20 protein-coding genes are annotated in these 18510 nt (G+C 71.5%); 2 read left to right on the plus strand and 18 right to left on the minus strand.

Annotation, left to right across the window (positions count from 1 at the left end; genetic code table 11):
* Window positions 1-50: 50 nt before the first annotated feature.
* The 7 genes from FHR97_RS09670 to nrdR all read right to left on the minus strand — a co-directional run bounded on the left by FHR97_RS09670 (window position 51) and on the right by nrdR (window position 5581).
* Complete coding sequence (locus FHR97_RS09670) at window positions 51-524, minus strand: phosphatidylglycerophosphatase A family protein (RefSeq protein WP_183383585.1); 474 nt, start codon at window positions 522-524, stop codon at window positions 51-53.
* Entirely contained in the window at window positions 521-1474 is a 954-nt protein-coding gene (gene thiL, locus FHR97_RS09675; protein ID WP_183383586.1) for a thiamine-phosphate kinase, read from the minus strand. Before thiL ends, FHR97_RS09670 begins: the two co-directional genes overlap by 4 nt.
* Before the next feature lie 14 nt (window positions 1475-1488).
* Complete coding sequence (nusB, locus tag FHR97_RS09680) at window positions 1489-1989, minus strand: transcription antitermination factor NusB (RefSeq protein ID WP_183383587.1); 501 nt, start codon at window positions 1987-1989, stop codon at window positions 1489-1491.
* Window positions 1986-2483 (minus strand): 6,7-dimethyl-8-ribityllumazine synthase, encoded by a 498-nt coding sequence (gene ribH, locus FHR97_RS09685; protein WP_183383588.1) that lies wholly within the window; start codon window positions 2481-2483, stop codon window positions 1986-1988. The genes nusB and ribH overlap by 4 nt, the downstream gene beginning before the upstream one ends.
* Before the next feature lie 86 nt (window positions 2484-2569).
* A complete protein-coding gene (gene ribBA / locus FHR97_RS09690; RefSeq protein WP_183383589.1) occupies window positions 2570-3736 on the minus strand; it encodes a bifunctional 3,4-dihydroxy-2-butanone-4-phosphate synthase/GTP cyclohydrolase II in 1167 nt (388 codons plus the stop codon).
* A gap of 226 nt (window positions 3737-3962) precedes the next feature.
* Complete coding sequence (gene ribD, locus FHR97_RS09695; RefSeq protein WP_183383590.1) at window positions 3963-5099, minus strand: bifunctional diaminohydroxyphosphoribosylaminopyrimidine deaminase/5-amino-6-(5-phosphoribosylamino)uracil reductase RibD; 1137 nt, start codon at window positions 5097-5099, stop codon at window positions 3963-3965.
* Window positions 5096-5581 carry a transcriptional regulator NrdR gene (nrdR, locus tag FHR97_RS09700; RefSeq protein ID WP_183383591.1) on the minus strand — a complete coding sequence of 162 codons (486 nt, stop codon included), beginning with the start codon at window positions 5579-5581 and terminating at the stop codon, window positions 5096-5098. The genes ribD and nrdR overlap by 4 nt, the downstream gene beginning before the upstream one ends.
* Before the next feature lie 173 nt (window positions 5582-5754).
* On the opposite strand from nrdR, the gene dsbG reads away from it, so the two are divergent.
* Window positions 5755-6507 (plus strand): thiol:disulfide interchange protein DsbG, encoded by a 753-nt coding sequence (dsbG, locus tag FHR97_RS09705; RefSeq protein WP_183383592.1) that lies wholly within the window; start codon window positions 5755-5757, stop codon window positions 6505-6507.
* A gap of 151 nt (window positions 6508-6658) precedes the next feature.
* On the opposite strand, the gene FHR97_RS09710 is transcribed toward dsbG, so the two are convergent.
* The 9 genes from FHR97_RS09710 to FHR97_RS09745 all read right to left on the minus strand — a co-directional run bounded on the left by FHR97_RS09710 (window position 6659) and on the right by FHR97_RS09745 (window position 16588).
* On the minus strand, window positions 6659-7072 hold the full coding sequence (locus FHR97_RS09710) for a DUF6691 family protein (RefSeq protein ID WP_246403890.1): 414 nt from the start codon (window positions 7070-7072) through the stop codon (window positions 6659-6661).
* Window positions 7069-7461: a YeeE/YedE family protein gene (locus FHR97_RS09715; RefSeq protein ID WP_246403917.1), complete on the minus strand. Its 393-nt coding sequence runs from the start codon at window positions 7459-7461 to the stop codon at window positions 7069-7071. The genes FHR97_RS09710 and FHR97_RS09715 overlap by 4 nt, the downstream gene beginning before the upstream one ends.
* Before the next feature lie 120 nt (window positions 7462-7581).
* The gene (locus FHR97_RS09720) at window positions 7582-8451 is read right to left on the minus strand and encodes an MBL fold metallo-hydrolase (protein WP_183383594.1); all 870 of its coding nucleotides are present in this window, start codon (window positions 8449-8451) and stop codon (window positions 7582-7584) included.
* Between the two features lie 179 nt (window positions 8452-8630).
* Window positions 8631-10040, minus strand: a complete 1410-nt coding sequence (locus FHR97_RS09725) for an MBL fold metallo-hydrolase RNA specificity domain-containing protein (RefSeq protein WP_183383595.1) — start codon at window positions 10038-10040, stop codon at window positions 8631-8633.
* A 207-nt stretch (window positions 10041-10247) separates the two neighbouring features.
* The gene (glyA, locus tag FHR97_RS09730; protein ID WP_183383596.1) at window positions 10248-11513 is read right to left on the minus strand and encodes a serine hydroxymethyltransferase; all 1266 of its coding nucleotides are present in this window, start codon (window positions 11511-11513) and stop codon (window positions 10248-10250) included.
* A 130-nt stretch (window positions 11514-11643) separates the two neighbouring features.
* Window positions 11644-13050 carry a hypothetical protein gene (locus FHR97_RS09735; RefSeq protein WP_183383597.1) on the minus strand — a complete coding sequence of 469 codons (1407 nt, stop codon included), beginning with the start codon at window positions 13048-13050 and terminating at the stop codon, window positions 11644-11646.
* Between the two features lie 51 nt (window positions 13051-13101).
* Window positions 13102-13233, minus strand: coding sequence for a hypothetical protein (locus FHR97_RS20510; RefSeq protein WP_281380466.1), 132 nt, complete (start codon window positions 13231-13233; stop codon window positions 13102-13104).
* 62 nt (window positions 13234-13295) lie between these two features.
* On the minus strand, window positions 13296-15875 hold the full coding sequence (locus tag FHR97_RS09740; RefSeq protein WP_246403892.1) for an ABC transporter permease: 2580 nt from the start codon (window positions 15873-15875) through the stop codon (window positions 13296-13298).
* The gene (locus FHR97_RS09745) at window positions 15872-16588 is read right to left on the minus strand and encodes an ABC transporter ATP-binding protein (protein ID WP_183383598.1); all 717 of its coding nucleotides are present in this window, start codon (window positions 16586-16588) and stop codon (window positions 15872-15874) included. Before FHR97_RS09745 ends, FHR97_RS09740 begins: the two co-directional genes overlap by 4 nt.
* On the opposite strand from FHR97_RS09745, the gene FHR97_RS09750 reads away from it, so the two are divergent.
* Window positions 16587-17255, plus strand: coding sequence for an arylesterase (locus FHR97_RS09750; protein ID WP_183383599.1), 669 nt, complete (start codon window positions 16587-16589; stop codon window positions 17253-17255). The genes FHR97_RS09745 and FHR97_RS09750 overlap by 2 nt on opposite strands.
* On the opposite strand, the gene FHR97_RS09755 is transcribed toward FHR97_RS09750, so the two are convergent.
* Both FHR97_RS09755 and FHR97_RS09760 read right to left on the minus strand, forming a co-directional pair.
* Window positions 17246-18142: a DMT family transporter gene (locus FHR97_RS09755; protein ID WP_183383600.1), complete on the minus strand. Its 897-nt coding sequence runs from the start codon at window positions 18140-18142 to the stop codon at window positions 17246-17248. The two genes, FHR97_RS09750 and FHR97_RS09755, sit on opposite strands and share 10 nt — an antisense overlap.
* Before the next feature lie 69 nt (window positions 18143-18211).
* The gene (locus FHR97_RS09760; protein WP_183383601.1) at window positions 18212-18481 is read right to left on the minus strand and encodes an Rdx family protein; all 270 of its coding nucleotides are present in this window, start codon (window positions 18479-18481) and stop codon (window positions 18212-18214) included.
* Window positions 18482-18510: the final 29 nt, after the last annotated feature.

An 18510-nucleotide genomic window follows, 5' to 3' on the forward strand; every position in this document is an offset into this window, starting at 1 on the left:
CCGAGGGGCGACGTCCTGTCGCGACTACCGTCCCGGCCCGCCGACGCGGCTCAGTGCAGCCAGAACCACAGGTGCATGGTACTCCAACCGTAGACGGCGGCCAGGACGTCATCGATCATGATCCCGAAGCCACCGGCGACCCGCCGATCCGCCCAGCGGATCGGCCAGGGCTTGAAGACATCGAACACCCGGAAGACCACGAACCCCCACAGGGCGGCCTCCCAGGAGAAGGGCACGGCGGTCATGGTCAGCCAGTAGCCGACGAACTCGTCCCAGACGATGCCGGAGTGGTCGTGGACCCCCAGGTCCCGGGAACTCTTCTCGCACAGCCACACGCCCCACACGAAAGTGATCGCCACCACCATCAGGTACCAGCCCAGGGGCAGCTCGGACATCAGCCAGTAGAAGGGGATCGCCGCCAGGGTCCCGACGGTGCCGGGAGCGAAGGGCACGGCACCGCTGCCGAAGCCGAAGGCGAGGAAGTGGACGGGGCGGTGCCAGACGCTCTGGGGGGCACGGTTCATGGCGTGTCTCCTGGAAAGTGCTGCCAGCCGGACACGCCCGCGGCCTCGACGCCGGTGATCCCGGGGGCCGCGGTGACACGGCCGATGACCGTCAGGGGCAACTCGAGGGCCGCCAGCCTCGCGCGAGCCTCGCCGAGGCGCTCGGCGGGCAGGCTGACCAGCAGCTCGTAGTCGTCGCCGCCGCCCAGGGCGGCATGCCGGGCCTCGGCCACGCCCAGTGCCTCGACCAGCCCCTCGGCCAGCGGCAGGCTGGCCGGCCACAGCTCGGCGCCGATGCCGGAGGCCTCGCGCAGGTGACCGAGGTCGGCCAGCAGGCCGTCGGAGATGTCGATGGCCGAGGTGGCCAGGCCGCGCAGGGCCAGGCCGGCCGCCAGGCGCGGCAGGGGGTGCAGGTAGCGGCGGATCAGGGGGTGATCGAGGTCGCGCTCGCCGGCCTGCCAGCACTGCAGGCCCCCGGCGCCCCCGCCCAGCGCGCCGGTCACGGCCAGCCAGTCGCCGGGCCGGGCGCCGGCGCGGGTCAGGGCCTCGGCCGGTGGCACCTCGCCCATCACCGTGACCCCCACGGCCAACTCGCCGCGGGTCACGTCGCCCCCCGCCAGGCTGACGCCGCAGGCCTCGCAGAGGGCGTGGAAGCCGCCCGCGAAGGCGGCCACCCAGGCGTCGTCGGCCGCGGGCAGGGTCAGCGACATCAGGCACCAGCGGCCCCGGGCCCCCATGGCGGCCAGGTCGCTCAGGCTGACCGCCAGCGCCCGGTGGCCCACGGCTTCGGGCGGGGCATCCGCGGGGAAGTGCACGCCAGCCACCGAGGTATCGACGCTCACCGCCAGGCGCTCGCCCGCAGTGGGTGCCAGCAGGGCACAGTCGTCGCCCACCCCGAGGGTCACCCCCGACGCGGCGGGGGCCGGGGCGGGGGCCAGGTAGCGGGCGATCAGCTCGAATTCACTGTGCATCCGGAGCATCGCCTTCAGCGTCGGTGCGCGGAGACCTCGGCGGACCGCAGCCTCGCGGCGAGCTTGTCGAGAATGCCGTTGACATACTTGTGCCCCTCGGTGGCGCCGAAGGACTTGGCCAGCTCGACGCCCTCGTTGATCACCGCTCGGTAGGGCACCTCGAGGCGCTTGGCGAGCTCGTAGGCGCCCAGGCGCAGGATGGCGCGCTCGATGGCGTCCAGGTCCTCGAGACGGCGGTCGAGCAGCGGGGCGATGGCCCGGTCCAGCTCCTCGCAATGGCGAACCACGCCCTGCAGCAGGTCATGGAAGAGCGCCAGGTCGGCGATCTCCATGACCTTGTGCCAGTTTTCGTGGTCTTCCAGGTCGTCGTCGGCCACCTGGCTGCGGAACTCCGCCTCCACCGTGGCGATCGACTTGCCCGTCAGCTGCCATTGGTAGAGCCCCTGGACCGCGAGCTCACGGGCCGCATGGCGGGACTGCTGGGCCTTCGAGGGCGCCCGACGCTGCTCGCTCATCGGGTCCCCTCCCCGGCGTCATCGCCGAAGCAGCGCAGCAGCGAGACCATCTCCATGGCCGCCATGGCCGCCTCGGTGCCCTTGTTGCCGGCCTTGGTGCCGGCCCGCTCGATGGCCTGCTCGATGGAGTTGACGGTCAGCACGCCGTTGGCCACCGGGGTGTCGAACTCCAGCTGCAGGCGGCTCATCGCCGAGTTGCACTCGCCGGCCACGTACTCGAAGTGCGGGGTGCCGCCGCGGATCACCGCACCCAGGGCGATCACCGCCTCGGGCCGCGCCACCCGGAGCACGCGCTTGATCGCCAGCGGCAGCTCCCAGGCGCCGGGGGTGTGGACGATATCGATGTTCTCGGCATTCACGCCGTGCCGCACCAGGCTGTCCACGGCGCCTTCCACCAGGCTGTCCACCACATGATGATTGAAGCGGCCCACCACGATCACGTAGCGGCCATCGACGTCGACGAAGCTGCCTTCGACTTGGGAAATCGGTTGCATGGTCTGTTTCCTGCTGAACCCGGTGGTACGGAATCCACATGACGCCGCGACGAGCGGCGTCATGTCAACGTGTCGGTGACGATCGCTCAGGCGTCGGCGTCATCCTCGGCGACGGACGACTGGCCGGGCTCGAGGCGCTCGACGACTTCCAGGTCGAAGCCGGAGAGCGCCGAGAACTTCCAGGGCGAGCTGAGCAGGCGCATGCGCCCCACCCCCAGGTCGCGCAGGATCTGCGAGCCGGTACCGATGGTGAGGTAGTTGCCGGCGCCGTCGGATTCGGTGGTGCGGGGCGCGCGGCGACGCTCCAGGAACAGGTCGAGCAGGTCCTGGAGGTCCTGGCGGGGACGGCCGTCGTCGAGCAGCACGAAGACGCCATGCTCGGCGCGGGCCACCTCGGCGACGGCCTCGTGGGCGGCCCAGCTGCCCCCCTCGCCCCTCTGCAGCGAGAGCAGGTCACGCATCACGTTGGCCAGGTGCACGCGCACCGTGGTCAGCGCCTCGGGGTGCGGGTGGCCCTTGACCAGGGCGAGATGGTGGGCGCCCTGGATGCGATCCCGGAAGACGTGCAGGGTCAGCTCGCCGTGGGGCGTCTGGACCGGCATCGATTCCTGGGGCTCGACGGTCTGCTCGTTGTGGATGCGATAGTGGATCAGGTCGGCGATGGTGCCCATCTTGAGGCCGTGCTCGCGGGCGAAGCGCTCGAGCTCGGGGCGGCGGGCCATGCTGCCGTCCTCGCTCATCACCTCGCAGATCACGCCGCTCGGGTCCAGGCCGGCCAGGGCCGCCAGGTCACAGGCCGCCTCGGTGTGACCGGCACGCCGCAGCACCCCGCCCGGCTCGGCCATCAGCGGGAAGATATGGCCAGGCTGGACGATGTCCTCCGCCCTGGCATCCCGGGCCACCGCGGCCTGCACGGTGCGCGCCCGGTCGGCGGCGGAGATCCCGGTAGTGACGCCTTCGGCGGCCTCGATGGACAGCGTGAACTTGGTGCCGAAGCCGGACCCGTTGTCGCGGACCATCAGCGGCAGCTGCAGTCGCTCGCAGCGCTCGCGGGTCATCGGCAGGCAGATCAGTCCCCGGGCGTGGCGCGCCATGAAATTGATGTGCTCGGCCTCGACCTTCTCGGCGGCCATGATGATGTCGCCTTCGTTCTCGCGATCCTCGTCGTCCATCAGGATCACCATCCGCCCCTGGCGGATATCCTCGATCAGCTCGGCGATGGGGGCCAGGCCCCCGGAGGAGGAGTGCTCCATGGAATCTCCATTGACTCTGCGTGGCGGCTGTCGCACCCCGACGACGACCGGGTCGCCGTGGGGCGTCGCCCACCTCGAAACCGCGTCAGGGTACCGTGGCGCGGCGTCCGGCGCCAGTGGCTCGCACCCGAGGCGCGAGCTCGGCCGCTCGCGGACAGCCCCGTGTCGTGGTGGCGGATCGGCGCCGGGGCGGGGCGAGCCCCTCGCGACACTCGGGTCGGCGGCCTCAGGCGTCCCGGCGCGGCCGGGCGGTAATGCGCCAGTCCCGCCCCACGGCACGGATATCGAGGATCTCCAGCGGGCGCTGCTGCTCCATGCGCTCCAGCCCCGGCAGGGCGAACAGCGGCCGGGCCTCGTCGCCGAGCAGGGTCGGGGCCACGAACAGCTGCATCTCGTCGACCAGCTCGGCATCCAGCATGGCCCCGGCGAGCGTCGCGCCGGTCTCCAGCAGCACCTCGTTGACGGCCTCCTGCCCGGCCAGGTGGGCGAGCAGCGCCGCCAGGTCGACCCGGCCGTCGGCGCCAGCGGGCAGCGGCAGCACCTCGGCGCCGGCGGCCTCGAGGCGGGCCCGGCGCTCGCCGTCCTGGCCCTCGAGTGTCGCCACCAGGGTCCGCCCCGGCTCGCGCAGGCAGGCGGCGGCCTCGGGCAGACGCAGCCGCGAGTCCACCACCACCCGCAGCGGCTGGCGGGAGGCGATGGCCTCGCCCTCGGGCAGCTCGAGCTGGTCGGCACGCACCGTGAGTCGGGAGTTGTCGAAGATCACCGATTCCACGCCGGTCAGCACCGCGCTGGAGCGGGCGCGCAGACGCTGCACCTCACGCCGCGCGCGGGGGCCGGTGATCCACTGCGACTCGCCGGAGCGCATGGCGGTGCGGCCGTCGAGGCTCATGGCCATCTTCAGCCGCACGAAGGGCCGGCCACGGGCCATGCGGGCGATGAAGCCAGGGTTGAGGGCCCGGGCCTGGGCCTCGAGCAGGCCGACCTCGACCTCGATGCCGGCCTCGCGCAGCCGCGCGATGCCCCGGCCGGCCACCTGGGGGTTGGGGTCCTGCATGGCCACCACCACCCGGGCGACGCCGGCCTCGACCAGTGCCACGGCACAGGGGCCGGTGCGGCCCTGGTGGGAACAGGGCTCGAGGGTGACGTAGGCGGTGGCCCCCCGGGCCGTCTCGCCGGCGGCACGCAGGGCATGGATCTCGGCATGGGGCTCGCCCGCCCGCTGGTGCCAGCCCTCGCCCACCCGCCGGCCATCCTTGACCAGCACGCAGCCCACCCGGGGGTTGGGGTCGGTGGTGTAGAGGCCACGACGCGCCAGCACCAGGGCGCGGGCCATCCAGGCCTCGGGGGTCCGCGGCGCCGTCATGAGCGCCCCGGCTCGTCGGGCCGGAAGCTCGGCTCCTGGGCGAGGCGATCGATCTCGGCCCGGAACTCGTCGATGTCCTGGAAGCGCCGGTACACCGAGGCGAAGCGGATATAGGCCACCTGGTCGAGCCGCTTCAGGGCATGCATCACCTCCTCGCCGACGTCCCGGGCCTGGACCTCGCGCTCGCCGCGGGCGCGCAGCGTCTGGCGGATGCGCTCCACCGCGGCCTCGATGGACTCGGCGCTGACCGGTCGCTTCTCCAGGGCGCGCAGCATGCCGGCGCGCAGCTTGGCCTCGTCGAACAGCTCGCGGGAGCCGTCGGCCTTGATGACCCGGGGCATCACCAGCTCGGCGGTCTCGTAGGTGGTGAAGCGCTCCCCGCAGGCCGCACACTGGCGCCGGCGGCGCACCTGATCGCCCTCGGCGACCAGCCGGGAATCGGTCACGCGGGTGTCATGGGCGCCACAGAAGGGGCAATGCATAGCGAGTATCCGACGTGGGAGGAAACGGTGTCGGCATATTGTAACGGGTCGGGGCGACAGCGCCCAGCTGGTCGGCAATTCCCGGGGCCACTCCTGTTGTCGCACACGAACTTTATCGTCCCACGAGGCTCCCAGGCAGGCATTCCCTCCATCCCGATACCAGGAGATCCGTCATGCGTCAGCTGTCTCGTTCCAGCCTGGCCCTGGCCGCCCTGCTGCTGCCGCTCGCCGCCGTCGCCGAGGAACTCCCGGCACCGCTCCAGGCCCTCGAGGCCGAGGGGCTCAGCGTGCACGGCCGCTTCGCGGCCCCCGACGGCCTGACCGGCTATGCCGCCAGCGCCAACGGCCAGGCGATGACCGTCTTCGTCACCGCCGATGGCGAGCACGCGGTCATCGGCAACCTGGTGGACGCCGAGGGCAACAACCTCTCGACGGCTCCCCTCGAGCGTCTGGTGCGCGCCCCCCAGGACGCCGAGACCTGGGAGGCCCTGGAGGACAGCGCCTGGATCGCCGACGGCCGCGAAGACGCCGAGCGGATCGTCTATGTGTTCACCGACCCCAACTGTCCCTATTGCCGGCGCTTCTGGCAGGCCGCCCGGCCCTGGGTGGAGGCCGGCCGCGTGCAGCTGCGCCATGTCATGGTCGGCATTCTCGAACGCGACAGCCCACGCCTGGCCATCTCGCTACTGGCCGCCGATGACCCCTCCGCGGCGCTGGCCGCCCACGAGGCGGGCACGCCGGTCGCGCCACTCGACGCCCTGCCCCGCCGCTGGGAGCTGGCGCTGCAGGAGAACCACACCCTCATGGAGCGGCTCGGCCTGGTGGCCACCCCGGGGCTCGCCTACCGGCTCGAGGACCGCCTGCGGACCGCCCAGGGCATGCCCAGCGCGGAACGACTGGAGAAGATCCTGGGCCCGCGGCCTTGACGCGATCTGTCGGGTGCGCTCGCCGGCTCGCTTACCCGACCTACGGCTCCGGCCCTGCCGCTTCCCGTGGGTCGGAGAACCCGAAGGCGCATCCGACACTCGGGCGCCCGGCGTCGCCCCTCGCGCAACACGTTGCGCTACGAGAACCTCTTCACCCCTGCGAGGGCAAGGCCCGAGCCAAGAACCAGCCGGCGACCATGGCCGCCAGCATGGCCACCAATGGCCAGGTGATGCCGGCCACGGAGGCGAAGGCCGGGCCGGGACAGTAGCCGGACAGCCCCCAGCCAATGCCGAACAGCGCCGCCCCGCCGATCAGCCTGCCGTCCAGGTCGCGCCGGGTGGGCAGCTGGAAGGCTGCAGCGAACAGCGGGTGGGGCCGACGCCTGGCTAGCCGATAGCCGAAGAAGTTGGTGACCACGGCACCACCGAGCACGAAGATCAGGGTCGGGTCCCAGGCCCCGAAGAGATCCAGGAAGCCCAGCACCCGAGCGGGGTCGGTCATGCCGGACACGGCCAGGCCGAGGCCGAACAGCAGCCCGGCGATATACGCCATCAGGGTGCTCATGCGCCACCCCCGATCAGGTGCCGGACAACGAAGACGGTGACCATCGCCGTTATCAGGAAGGTCAGGGTGGCCGCCATGGAACGCGGCGACAGCCGGGCCAGGCCACACACCCCGTGGCCGCTGGTGCAGCCACTGCCGATACCGGTGCCCAGGCCCACCAGCAAACCGGCGACGAGCATCAGGGCCACGCCGCCGGCGGGCTCGCCGATCACCGCCTCGGGCCGGCCAAGCACGTTGCCCAGCTCGCCGCCGGCGATCACCAGCGCCAGGGGCCCGGAGACAAGGCCCAGCAGGAAGGCCAGACGCCAGGCGCTGTCCCCCTTAGGGCGAGCGGTGACCAGGGTACCGATGATGCCGCTGACCCCCGCGATGCGGCCCAGGGTGACCATCAGCCAGGTGGCCGAGAGCCCGATCAGCACGCCGCCGACCAGACCGGCCAGGTATGAATGCCACTCCACGGGCTCTCTCCTTCAAGTTTCTCCATCGCCGAAACGCGGCTCGACGGGCCTTCAGAACCGGTTGATCGGCACCTTGAGGTAGACCTGGCCGTTGTCCTCGGCGGGAGGCATGCGGCCGGCGCGCATGTTGACCTGCACCGAGGGCAGAATCAGCCACGGCATGCCCAGGGTGGCGTCACGCTCGGTGCGCATCTTCACGAAGTCGTCCTCGCCGATGCCCTCATGGACATGGACGTTGTGGGTGCGTTGCTCGTCCACGCTGGACACGTGCTGGACCTCCTCGCGGCCCGGCGCCTTGTAGTCGTGGCACAGGAAGAGCCGGGTCTCGCCGGGCAGCGCCAGCACCTTCTGGATGGAGCGGTAGAGGGTGCGGGCATCGCCACCGGGGAAGTCGCAGCGAGCCGTGCCGTAGTCGGGCATGAAGAGGGTGTCGCCGACGAAGGCGGCATCGCCGATCACGTAGGTCAGGCAGGCCGGGGTGTGGCCCGGCGTGTGCAGCACCCGCGCCTCGAGGCCGCCGATGGCGAAGGTGTCGCCCTCCTCGAAGAGACGGTCGAACTGGCTGCCGTCGCGGACGAACTCGGTGCCGGCGTTGAAGGCCTCGGCGAAGATCTCCTGCACCTCGACGATGCGGGCGCCGATGCCGGTCCGCCCACCCAGGCGCTCATGCAGGTAGGCGGCCGCCGAGAGGTGGTCGGCGTGCATGTGGGTCTCGAGCACCCACTCGACCGTGAGCCCCTCGTCGCGCACGAAGGCGATGATCGCGTCGGCGGAGCGCACGTCGGTGCGCCCGGCCGCATAGTCGAAGTCGAGCACCGAGTCGAGAATCGCGCAGGCCGGCGAGTCCGGATCGCGGACCACATAGCTGAAGGTGTGGCTGGGCTCGTCGAAGAAGGCCGTCACGAGAGGATGCGTGGCCATGAAGCATGCCTCCTATAGCGGTGAAGTGAGGGGCGGCAAGGCAGGCCCCACCCGTGCGCCCGTGTTGGCTTCCAGCATAATGCCAAAAATACTCTAACGTTATTCTTTTTATACATAAATAAGGCGCGACGCGATCATCCTCGGGTATGGCCGCGCCTGGGACAGTGCCGTTGCCAGGGTCAGAGCTCGATGCGCTGACGGTAGACCGGGATCTCGGCCTCGATGCCGCTCTCGTCGAGCGCCGCCTGGAGCGCCTGCTGGGCGCCGGGCTCGCCGTGCACCAGATAGAAGCGCGGCTGGCCATGAAAGGCACCGGCCCAGCCGATCAGATCGCTCTGGCCGGCATGGGCCGAGAAGCCCCCCAGGGTATGCACCCGGGCCTTGACGGCCAGGTCCTCGCCGAACACCCGGACCCGCTCGGCGCCGTCGATGATCTCGCGTCCCAGGGTGCCCTCGGCCTGGAAGCCGACGATGACCAGCCGGGTGCTGGGCCGCTCGAGGTTGTAGCGAAAGTGGTGGACGATGCGTCCGCCGTTGCACATGCCGGCGCCGGCGATGATGACGGCGCCGCCATGGATGCGGTTGATGGCCATGGATTCCTCCACCGTGCGGGTCAGGCGCAGGATCGGCAGGTACTGCCCGGGATCGCCGTGGGCGGCGATGTTGAGCACCTTGAGGTCCTCGGGGTCGAGCGATTTGCGCTTGCGGGCGTAGAGCTCGGTGACGCGGATCGCCATGGGACTGTCGAGGAACACCATCTGCTGGCGCAGCCGGCCCTGGTGATAGAGCACGCTGAGGTGGTAGAGGATCTCCTGGGTACGGCCCACGGCGAAGGCCGGGATCAGCACATTGCCGCCGTCCCGGTGGCTCTCTTCCAGCACCTGGGCGAATTCCTCGAGGGTCTCCGCCAGGGGCCGGTGGTCGCGATCGCCGTAGGTGCTCTCCATCAACACCAGGTCGGCGTCGTAGACCTTCTCGGGGTCTTTCATCAGCACCGAATCGGGGTTGCCGAGATCGCCGGAGAACACCAGCCGGCGTTGCTGGCCGCCGGAGGGGATGGCCAGCTCGACGATGGCCGATCCCAGGATGTGCCCGGCATCGCGGAAGACCAGGGTCACCCCGCCGGGCAGGTGCACCGGCCGGCCAAGGCCGTGGGGCTCGCAGAGCGACAGTGTCAGGGCGACATCGTCCTCGTCGTAGAGCGGCTCGATGGCCGGCTTGCCGGCCCGCCCCCGCCAGCGGTTCTCCCATTCCAGGTCCTTGGCCATCACGAAGGCGGCGTCGACCAGCATGATCTCGAGCAGCTCGGCGGTGTCGGCGGTGCAGTGGATCGGCCCGCGATAGCCCTCCCGCACCAGCTTGGGCAGCAGGCCGGCATGGTCCAGGTGGCCGTGGGACAGCACCACCGCCTCGAGCTCCGTGGCCAGCCGCCCGAACGGCACGGCATTGGCCCCCTCCACATCGCGGCCGCCCTGATGCATGCCGCACTCCAGCAGCAGCCGGTGAGGGCGCGGCTCACCATCCACCTCCAGCAGGTAGCACGAACCGGTCACCTCGCCCACCGCCCCCAGAAACGTCAGCGTCGACATGCCCCCTCCTCACGATGTGGTGGCGCCCCACTGTCAGCATAACGAAGCCCGGGACGAGGCGCCTCAACCTGTCGGGACGCCCGCCGCCTCGACGCGCGAAGCCACGAACAGCGGCCCCTTCCCGGCGCGGAACGGACGACGCCCCGTCCCGGGCAGGCCGGGACGGGGCGTCGTGTCGGACAGCGGCCGGGCAGTGCCCGGCGGGGCTCAGCGGTAGACCGGGAAGCGGGCGCAGACGGCCTCGACCTTGCCCTTCACCTCGGCCTCGATGGCGGCGGTGTCGGAGCCCTCGGCCATGACGTCGAGGATGTCGCAGATCCAGCCGGCCAGCTCGTGGCACTCGGTCTCGCCGAAGCCGCGGGTGGTCACCGCCGGGGTACCGATGCGCAGGCCCGAGGTCACGAAGGGGCTCTGGGGGTCGTTCGGCACGGCGTTCTTGTTGACGGTGATGTGGGCACGGCCCAGGGCGGCGTCCGCGTCCTTGCCGGTCACGCCCTGCTTGACCAGCGACAGCAGGAAGAGGTGGTCCTCGGTGCCGCCGGAGACGATGTCGAAGCCGCGCTCGATGAACACGCCGGCCATGGTCTGGGCGTTCTTGACCACCTGCTGCTGGTAGGTCTTGAACTCCGCTGCCATGGCCTCCTTGAAGCAGATCGCCTTGGCGGCGATGACATGCTCCAGGGGACCGCCCTGGATGCCCGGGAAGACCGCGGCCTGCAGCTTCTTCTCGACCGCCTCGTCGCCCTCGCTGGAGAGGATCAGGCCGCCACGCGGGCCGCGCAGGGTCTTGTGGGTGGTGGTGGTGACCACGTGGGCGTGGGGCAGCGGGCTCGGGTAGACCCCGGCCGCCACCAGGCCGGCCACGTGCGCCATGTCGACCAGCAGGTAGGCGCCCACCTCGTCGGCGATCTCGCGGAACTTCGCCCAGTCGATGATCTGGGAATAGGCGGAGAAGCCGGCGATGATCATCTTCGGCTGGTGCTCGCGGGCCAGCTTGGCGACCTCGTCGTAGTCGATGCGACCGTTCTCGTCGATGCCGTACTGCACGGCGTCGTAGTGCTTGCCGGAGAAGTTCGGCTTGGCGCCGTGGGTCAGGTGGCCACCGGCGTCCAGGCTCATGCCCAGCACGGTGTCGCCCGGCTTGACCAGCGCCTGGAAGACGGCGCCGTTGGCCTGGGAGCCGGAGTGGGGCTGGACGTTGGCGTAGGTGGCGCCGAACAGCTCCTTGGCGTAGTCGATGGCCAGCTGCTCGACGACGTCGACGTACTCGCAGCCGCCATAGTAGCGCTTGCCGGGATAGCCTTCCGCGTACTTGTTGGTCAGCTGGCTGCCCTGGGCCTCCATCACCCGGGGGCTGGCGTAGTTCTCGGAGGCGATCAGCTCGATGTGCGCCTCCTGGCGCGCGCTTTCCTTCTGCATCGCATCCAACAGGGCGTCATCGAAACCGGCAATCTGCATCTCACGGCTGAACATCGGCGGAAACCTCGCATCGGGGGGAGAATCGAAGGGCGCCATGATACCCCAGCCCATGGGGGCTTTCACATGAAAGCCCATCATGGTGAGCCCCATCATTTCTCATGCGGGCTTCAGAAATACTGAAGGCTCAACGCGTCTCCACGCGCATCGACAGCTTGCTCGGCAGCATCAGCGGGTCGTCGGCGAGCTTGTCCATGCCGGTCTCCGCCGGCAGGGAAAGATGAATCACCAGCTCGCTGGCCTTGCCCTCCATCATGTCCACCACGCCGTCGAGGATGGCCCCGAACTCCGCCCCGAGCATGGTCCCGAAGCCCTTGGCCTGGGTCCGTGCCTGGGCCAGGAAGTCGGCCTCGCTGACGCCCCAGCTGGCCGCCATCACCGCCGGCATGCGCCCGAACAGGCCGAGCTCGGTCAGGGTCGTCTCGATCTCGCCGCCGAGCAGGGTGACGCCCTCGAGGCTGTCCATCTCGGCCAGGTAGGTCGAGGGCTCGACCCCCTCGGGCAGCCGCACCGGCAGCTCGGTATCCAGGGTCCAGCGGAAGGCATCGCCGGCGGTGATCTGGCTCTCGCCGGTCAACAGGCTCTTGGGCCCGACGGTCTCCCAGGCGCCGTCGAAGGCGGCATCGACCGTCAGCCGACCGCTGCCGCCGGTGAGCACGTTGCTGGCCATGCGCAGTTGGGTCTGCTCGTCCTCCGGGGCCAGCTCGACCATCCGTGCCAGGTCGAGCTCGAGGGACTCGAGCCACATGCCGCCCGCGCCGTCGGTCATGTCGCCGTCGAGGCGCAGGCGCTCGAGGGTCGCCACCAGCCGCTCGGCCTCGATGCTCAGGTCGGTGAGTTCCAGCCGCTCGAGGGTCCGTTCCTCCTCCCGGTCGAGCCCGCGCAGCCCCGCCAGGCTGACGGCCGCCACGGAGACGTGGCCGTCGCCGATGTCCTCCAGCTGTTCCCCGCTGCCACGGATGCCGGTCATCTCCAGGCTGCCGATGGCCTGGCGGGAGAGCTCGGTGGCATACAGGTGCTCGATGGTCAGCCGCCCGGTGGCCGTGCCGAGGAAGACCTCCTTGCCCCCCTCGACCCGGGTGCGCGGCGTCTCGCGACTCATCGCCAGGCCGTCGATGGCCAGTTCGGCGGCCGCAAACTCACCGTCCAGCGGCAGGTCGTGCAGGGCCAGCAGCGGCCGGGACGGCTCGCCGACCACCAGCCGCTCGGCGCTGATGACGCCCGGCTCGTCGTCCTGGGCCTCGAGGCGCAGGCCCTCCATCACCACCTCGTCGGGCCGATCGTAGTCGCCCTCGACCGTGTAGCGATCGAGCCGCAGCCGGTCGCCGTTATCGCCGACGAAGACCAGGTCCTCGGCGGTGGTGCTGCCGCCCAGCAGGCTATCGGAGACCTCGCCGATGGACAGCTCGCCCGGGGTGTCGGCGAACAGCGCGCGCAGGTCGGCCTCGAGCCGCTCGGCATCGGCCAGGGCCGGGCCGGACAGTCCCAGGAGCAGCGCGGCCAGCGCCGCGCCCCGGGTCAGCGTGATGGACATGGCTCTCACCTCCTCTGTGATCGATGATGCGGTGCGCCCTCCGGGCGCCCCTCACTCGAACGCCGCGAGGCGGCGTTCGAGCAGGGCATAGACGTGGTCGAGCACGGCGAGGCGGGCACGGCGCCTGTCGTTGGCGTCGCTCGACACCCAGCCCCCGTCGACGTCATGAGTATGGACGAACATCTCGTCGATGGCGCAGTGCTTCCTTCCTCCCCTCCTCCCTGGCCCGGTGATCCCTGGCGGCGTCAGGTCTCGCCCAGCAGGCCGAGGCTCGCCGCCGGCGCCTGGCGGCGCAGTCCCCGGGACAGCAGGTGGCCGATCACGCCGACCGTGAGGGCACCGCCCAGCGGCAGCCAGGCCCATAGCCCCCAGTGTACCCGCGGGGCGAGATCCAGCCAGCCCCAGTAGAGACCGGCCACGGCGAGCTCGGCCAGCAGCGCGGCGAGCAGGCCACTGGCCAGGCCCAGCAGGGCGAACTCGGCTGCCTGCACTCGGGACAGCAGGCGGTTGCCGGCGCCGAACACCCGCAGCAGGCCGGCCTCGTGGGCGCGCACCGGCAGGCTGGCGGTCAGCGCCGCATAGAGCACGCTGATGCCCGCCAGGAGCACGAAGCCGAGCACCAGCTCCACGGCCCGGGTCACCTGGGTCAGTACCTCGCGGACCCGGGCGAGGATCGCCTCCACGTCGAGCAGGGTCACCGCCGGGAACTCGCGCACCAGCCGGCGCAGGGTCTCCCGGTCGCCGGCGTCGAGGTGGAAGGCGGTGATGAAGCTGTGGCCGAAACGCTCCAGCACGCCCGGGGGGAAGATCACGTAGAAGTTGGGCCGGAAGCTGTCCCAGTCCAGGTCGCGCAGGCTCGCCACCTCGCCGACGACGCTGTCGCTGCCGATGCTGAAGGTCAGGGTGTCGCCCAGCGCCAGCCCCAGCCGCTCGGCGAGCCCGCTCTCCAGCGAGATCGGCACCGGCGGCGTGCGGCCGTCGGCCTCGACGGCCGAGAACCAGCCCTGCCGGGCCGCGGGCGGGCGCCCCGCGAACCACTCTCCGGCCACCAGCCGGTTGCCCTCCGGCAGGGTCTCGCGCCAGGTCAGGTTGAGTTCGCGGCGCAGGGCGTTGTCGCCCCGGGCCTCCTCGGGCACGGCCTGCCGGGGCGGTCGGCCGTCGATGGCGGTGATGCGTCCGCGCACCATGGGATAGAGGGCGGTGCGCGCCTCGGTGGCCCCCGCCAGGGCCGTCTCGAAGGCCGCCCGCTCGCCGGGCTGGATGTTGATGGCGAAGTGGTTCGGGGTATCCTCGGGCAGCTGGGCCTGCCAGGCGCCGACCAGGTCGCCGCGCACCAGGGCGATCATCGCCATGGCGAAGAAGGCCACGGCGAAGGCCAGCAGCTGTCCCAGGCTGGAACGGCGCCGCCGGGCCAGCTGTCGGCCACCCAGGCGCAGGGCCTGCCAGGCGCCCTCGCCGCCGCGCCGGGGCAGCCGGGCGCAGAGGCGCAGCAGCAGGGCCAGCAGCCCGCCACCGAGGCTCCACAGCGCCACCAGCGCCAGGCCGCCGCCCACCAGCAGGGCCAGGGACAGGCCGAGGTCGCCGGAATACAGCCACAGCAGGGCCCCGAACACCGCCGCGGCCACCCCCACCACCAGCCAGGCCGAGGGCGGCAGCGGGTCCAGCTCGCGGCGCAGCACCTTCAGCGCACTGACCCGACGCAGCCGGAGCAGGGTCGGCCCGGCGAAGCCGCCCAGCACGGCCAGCGCCGTGAGCCCGCCGAGCCACAGCGGGGTGAGCCCCGGGGCGGGCAGCTCGACCGGCATCACCGCGGTGAGCAGGGCCAGCAGGGCCGCCTGACCGGCCAGGCCCAGCAGCGCCCCGAGGACCGAGGCCGCCAGCGCCAGCCACAGCAGCTGGAGCGCGAACAGCCGCACCAGGGTCCGCTGGCTGGCCCCGAAGCAGCGCAGCAGGGCCGCGGTGTCCAGGTGGCGCTCGACATAGCGGCGGGTGGCCATGGCCACGGCCACCCCGGCCAGCAGTACCGCCGCCAGGCCGGCCAGGCTCAGGTAGCGGTCGGCACGCGCCAGGGCACTGCCCAGCCGGGGGCGATCCCGGCGCACGTCGCGCACCTCGACGCCGTCGCGGCGCAACCGTTCGAGCAGCGGATCGAGCCCCGCCACGGCCTCGGCGGGGCCGGCGGCCAGGATCTCGTACTCGATGCGCGACCCCGGCTGCACCAGGCCGGTGGCCGGCAGGTCGTCGACGTGCATCATCAGCCGCGGGTTGAAACTGCCGAAGCCCGCCGAGGGATCGGCCTCGCGCTCGATGATGCCGCCCACCTCGAGGGTGGCCCGACCGACCCGCAGGCGATCACCGGGGGCGAGATCGAGGAGCAGCGCCAGCCGCGGGGCGACCCAGACCCGCCCGCGCCCCGGCCCGCGGGCCAGGGCCTCGACGCCCTCGCCGCGGTCCACCCGGGACACGCCGTAGTGGGGATAGGCGTCGTCCACCGCCTTGAGGCTCGCCGGCTGGAAGGCCTCGCCGCGACTGACCATGGACACCATGTCGACCTGGTCGGAGAGCGCGAGCCCGGCCTCCTCCAGGGTCGCGCGCAGCGCGGCGTCGAAGGGCCGGGACTGCTCGAGCACCAGGTCGCCGCCGAGCAGCTGGCCGGCCTGGCGCGTCAGGCCGCGCTCCAGGCGATCGAGGAAGAAGCCGATCATCGTCGCCGCGGCCACCGCCAGCACCAGCGCCAGGAACAGCGCCCTCACGTCGCCGGCCCGCAGGTCGCGCCGCAGGCCCCGCCAGGCGAGGCCCATGGCGCCGGAGGCCCGGCCGCTCATGGCGCGACCTCCGCCGGGTCGCCCTCGGTGAGGCGCCCCGCCACCAGGTGCAGACAGCGATCGCAGCGCCGCGCCAGGGCGTGGTCATGGGTGACCAGCACCAGGGTGGTGCCGGCCTCGCGATTGAGGGCGAAGAGGGTGTCGATGATCCGCTCGCCGGTGGCCGGGTCGAGGTTGCCGGTGGGCTCGTCGGCGAAGACCAGCTCGGCGCCGGTGACGAAGGCCCGGGCCAGCGCCACCCGCTGCTGCTCGCCGCCGGAGAGCTGCTTGGGCAGGTGGTCCAGGCGCTCGCCGAGGCCCACCCGGTCGAGCCACCCGCGGGCCCGGGCCGGCGCCTCGCCGTCCCCCGTCAGCTCCAGGGGCAGCAGCACGTTCTCCAGCGCCGTGAGGGTCGGCAACAGCTGGAAGTTCTGGAACACGAAGCCGACGCGCCCCGCGCGCAATCGGGCCCGGCCATCCTCGTCGAGTTCGGCCAGGGAGGCACCGAACAGCCGGAGCTCGCCGCCGCTGGGGGCATCGAGCCCGGCCAGCAGGCCGAGCAGGGTCGACTTGCCCGCCCCGCTCTGGCCGAGAATCGCCACGCTCTCGCCGGGGAACACGGTGAGGTCGAGATCACTCAGAATGGTCAGCGAGCGCTCGCCACTCTCGACCCGCTTGGCGAGGTGGGCGGCGTGTAGGATGGGCGAGGCATCCGCCGGAAAGGAATTGGACATGACGAAGCGCTTCCCTGTTGGTCGACATCCCACGGCAATGGGCCTGCTGTGGTTGATCCTGCTGTTGCTGGTCGGCCCCCTCCAGGCCGCGGAGCGCCCGGTGCTGCTGGTGATGGGCGACAGCCTCAGCGCCGCCTACGGCATCGAGCGCCAGGCCGGCTGGGTCAGCCTGCTGGCCTCACGGCTGACGGGCGAGGCCCGGGTGGTCAACGCCAGCATCAGCGGGGAGACCACGCGGGGCGGGGCAACGCGCCTCCCCGAGCTGCTGCGACAGCATGCCCCGGATATCGTTCTGCTCGAGCTCGGCGGCAACGACGGCCTGCGCGGCCTCCCCCCGGGGCAGATGCGCGCCAACTTGGCGGCCATGATCGAGGCGAGCCGGGCCGCCGGGGCCGAGGTGCTGCTGCTCGGCATCGACATCCCGCCCAATTACGGCCCGGCCTACCGCGAGGCCTTCACCGGCGTCTACCGTCGGCTGGCCGACCGCTACGGCGTCCCGCTGGTGCCCTTCCTCCTCCAGGGCGTGGCCCTGGAGGAGGAGCTGATGCAGGCCGACGGCCTCCACCCCACCGCCGAGGCCCAGCCGGCCCTGCTCGACAACGTCTGGCCGGCCCTCACCCCGCTGCTGCGTGCCCAGGGCATCGAGCTGGCCGCGCGTCAGGACTGAGCGTCGACCGGGGTGGCCGGGGCCTTCTGCCACTGCTGCAGGCCCAGGCCGCCGAGGATCAGCACCAGCCCGACCAGGGTCGAGGGCAGGATCGGCTCGCCGACGATGACGTGCAGCAGCACCAGCGACACCGGCGGGGAGAGGAAGATCAGGTTCGAGACCTTGGCCGTGCGCGATACCGTGTGCACCGCCAGCTGCCAGAGCACGAAGGCGATCCCCATCTCGAAGAGTCCCACGTAGACCCCGGCCGCCAGCGCCGTGCCGCCGACCCACTGGAGGCCCGGCCCCAGCACGACCAGGGCGGTGAGGACCGGCACCCCGACGCTGAAGTTCTGCCACTGGGCCACCAGCGGGGAGCGGTGATCCCGGGCATTGAGCAGCCAGTAGAGCGCCCACAGCAGGGTCGAGACCAGCGCCAGGGCGACCCCCAGCGGGTCGGCGAAGGCCACGTCGAGGACCCGGCCGCGGGTGGCGATGACCCAGACCCCCGAGTAGGCGATCAGGCCCGCCAGGATATCCATGCGGGTCAGCCGCTGGCCGAGGATGGGCACGGCCAGCAGGGCCATGGCCAGGGCCCAGGTGTAGTTGAGGGCCATGGCCTCCTGGCCGGGCAGGCGATCGTAGGCGGCGAACAGCACCAGGTAGTAGGCCACCGGGTTCATCAGCCCCGCCCAGGCGGCGGTACGCCAGCCGCGGCTTAGCGCCTCGCCGAGCAGTCCGCGGCGGACCACCAGGGCGCCAATCAGCGCCCAGGAGACCAGCGAGGCGATCCACATCAGCTCCAGCGGCGTCATGTGCTGCAGCGCCACCTTGAAGGCGGTGGCCACCGTGGACCACAGGCCCACGGCCCCCAGCCCATAGAGCATGGCGCGACGATCCGGTGTCATGGCAACTCCCCGTCCTCGTTTCAGTCCCTTTCCTCGTTCACCCCATCCCGGGGTGCACGGCCCGCCACCTCATCGATCGATATGGCCCAGATCCCGGGCGGGATCGAGGCGGTCGCGGACTGACTGCTTGAGTGCCTTGATGTCCGGGAAGCCGCCGTCGCGCTTGCGCTCCCAGAGGCTCTCGTCGTCGCAGAAGATCTCGAACTCGCCGCCGTGGGACGGCACCAGGGCCACCTCGTCCAGGTCCTCGCCGAAGGTGGAGAGCAGTTCCTGGGCGTACCAGGCGCTGCGCAGCAGCCACTGGCACTGGGTGCAATAGTGAATCCGGATGCGTGACATGGGCCCTCGTCTGCCGCAAGAATGATCGA

Origin of the sequence: Halomonas stenophila, assembly GCF_014192275.1 — a bacterium.
GTDB lineage: Bacteria > Pseudomonadota > Gammaproteobacteria > Pseudomonadales > Halomonadaceae > Halomonas > Halomonas stenophila.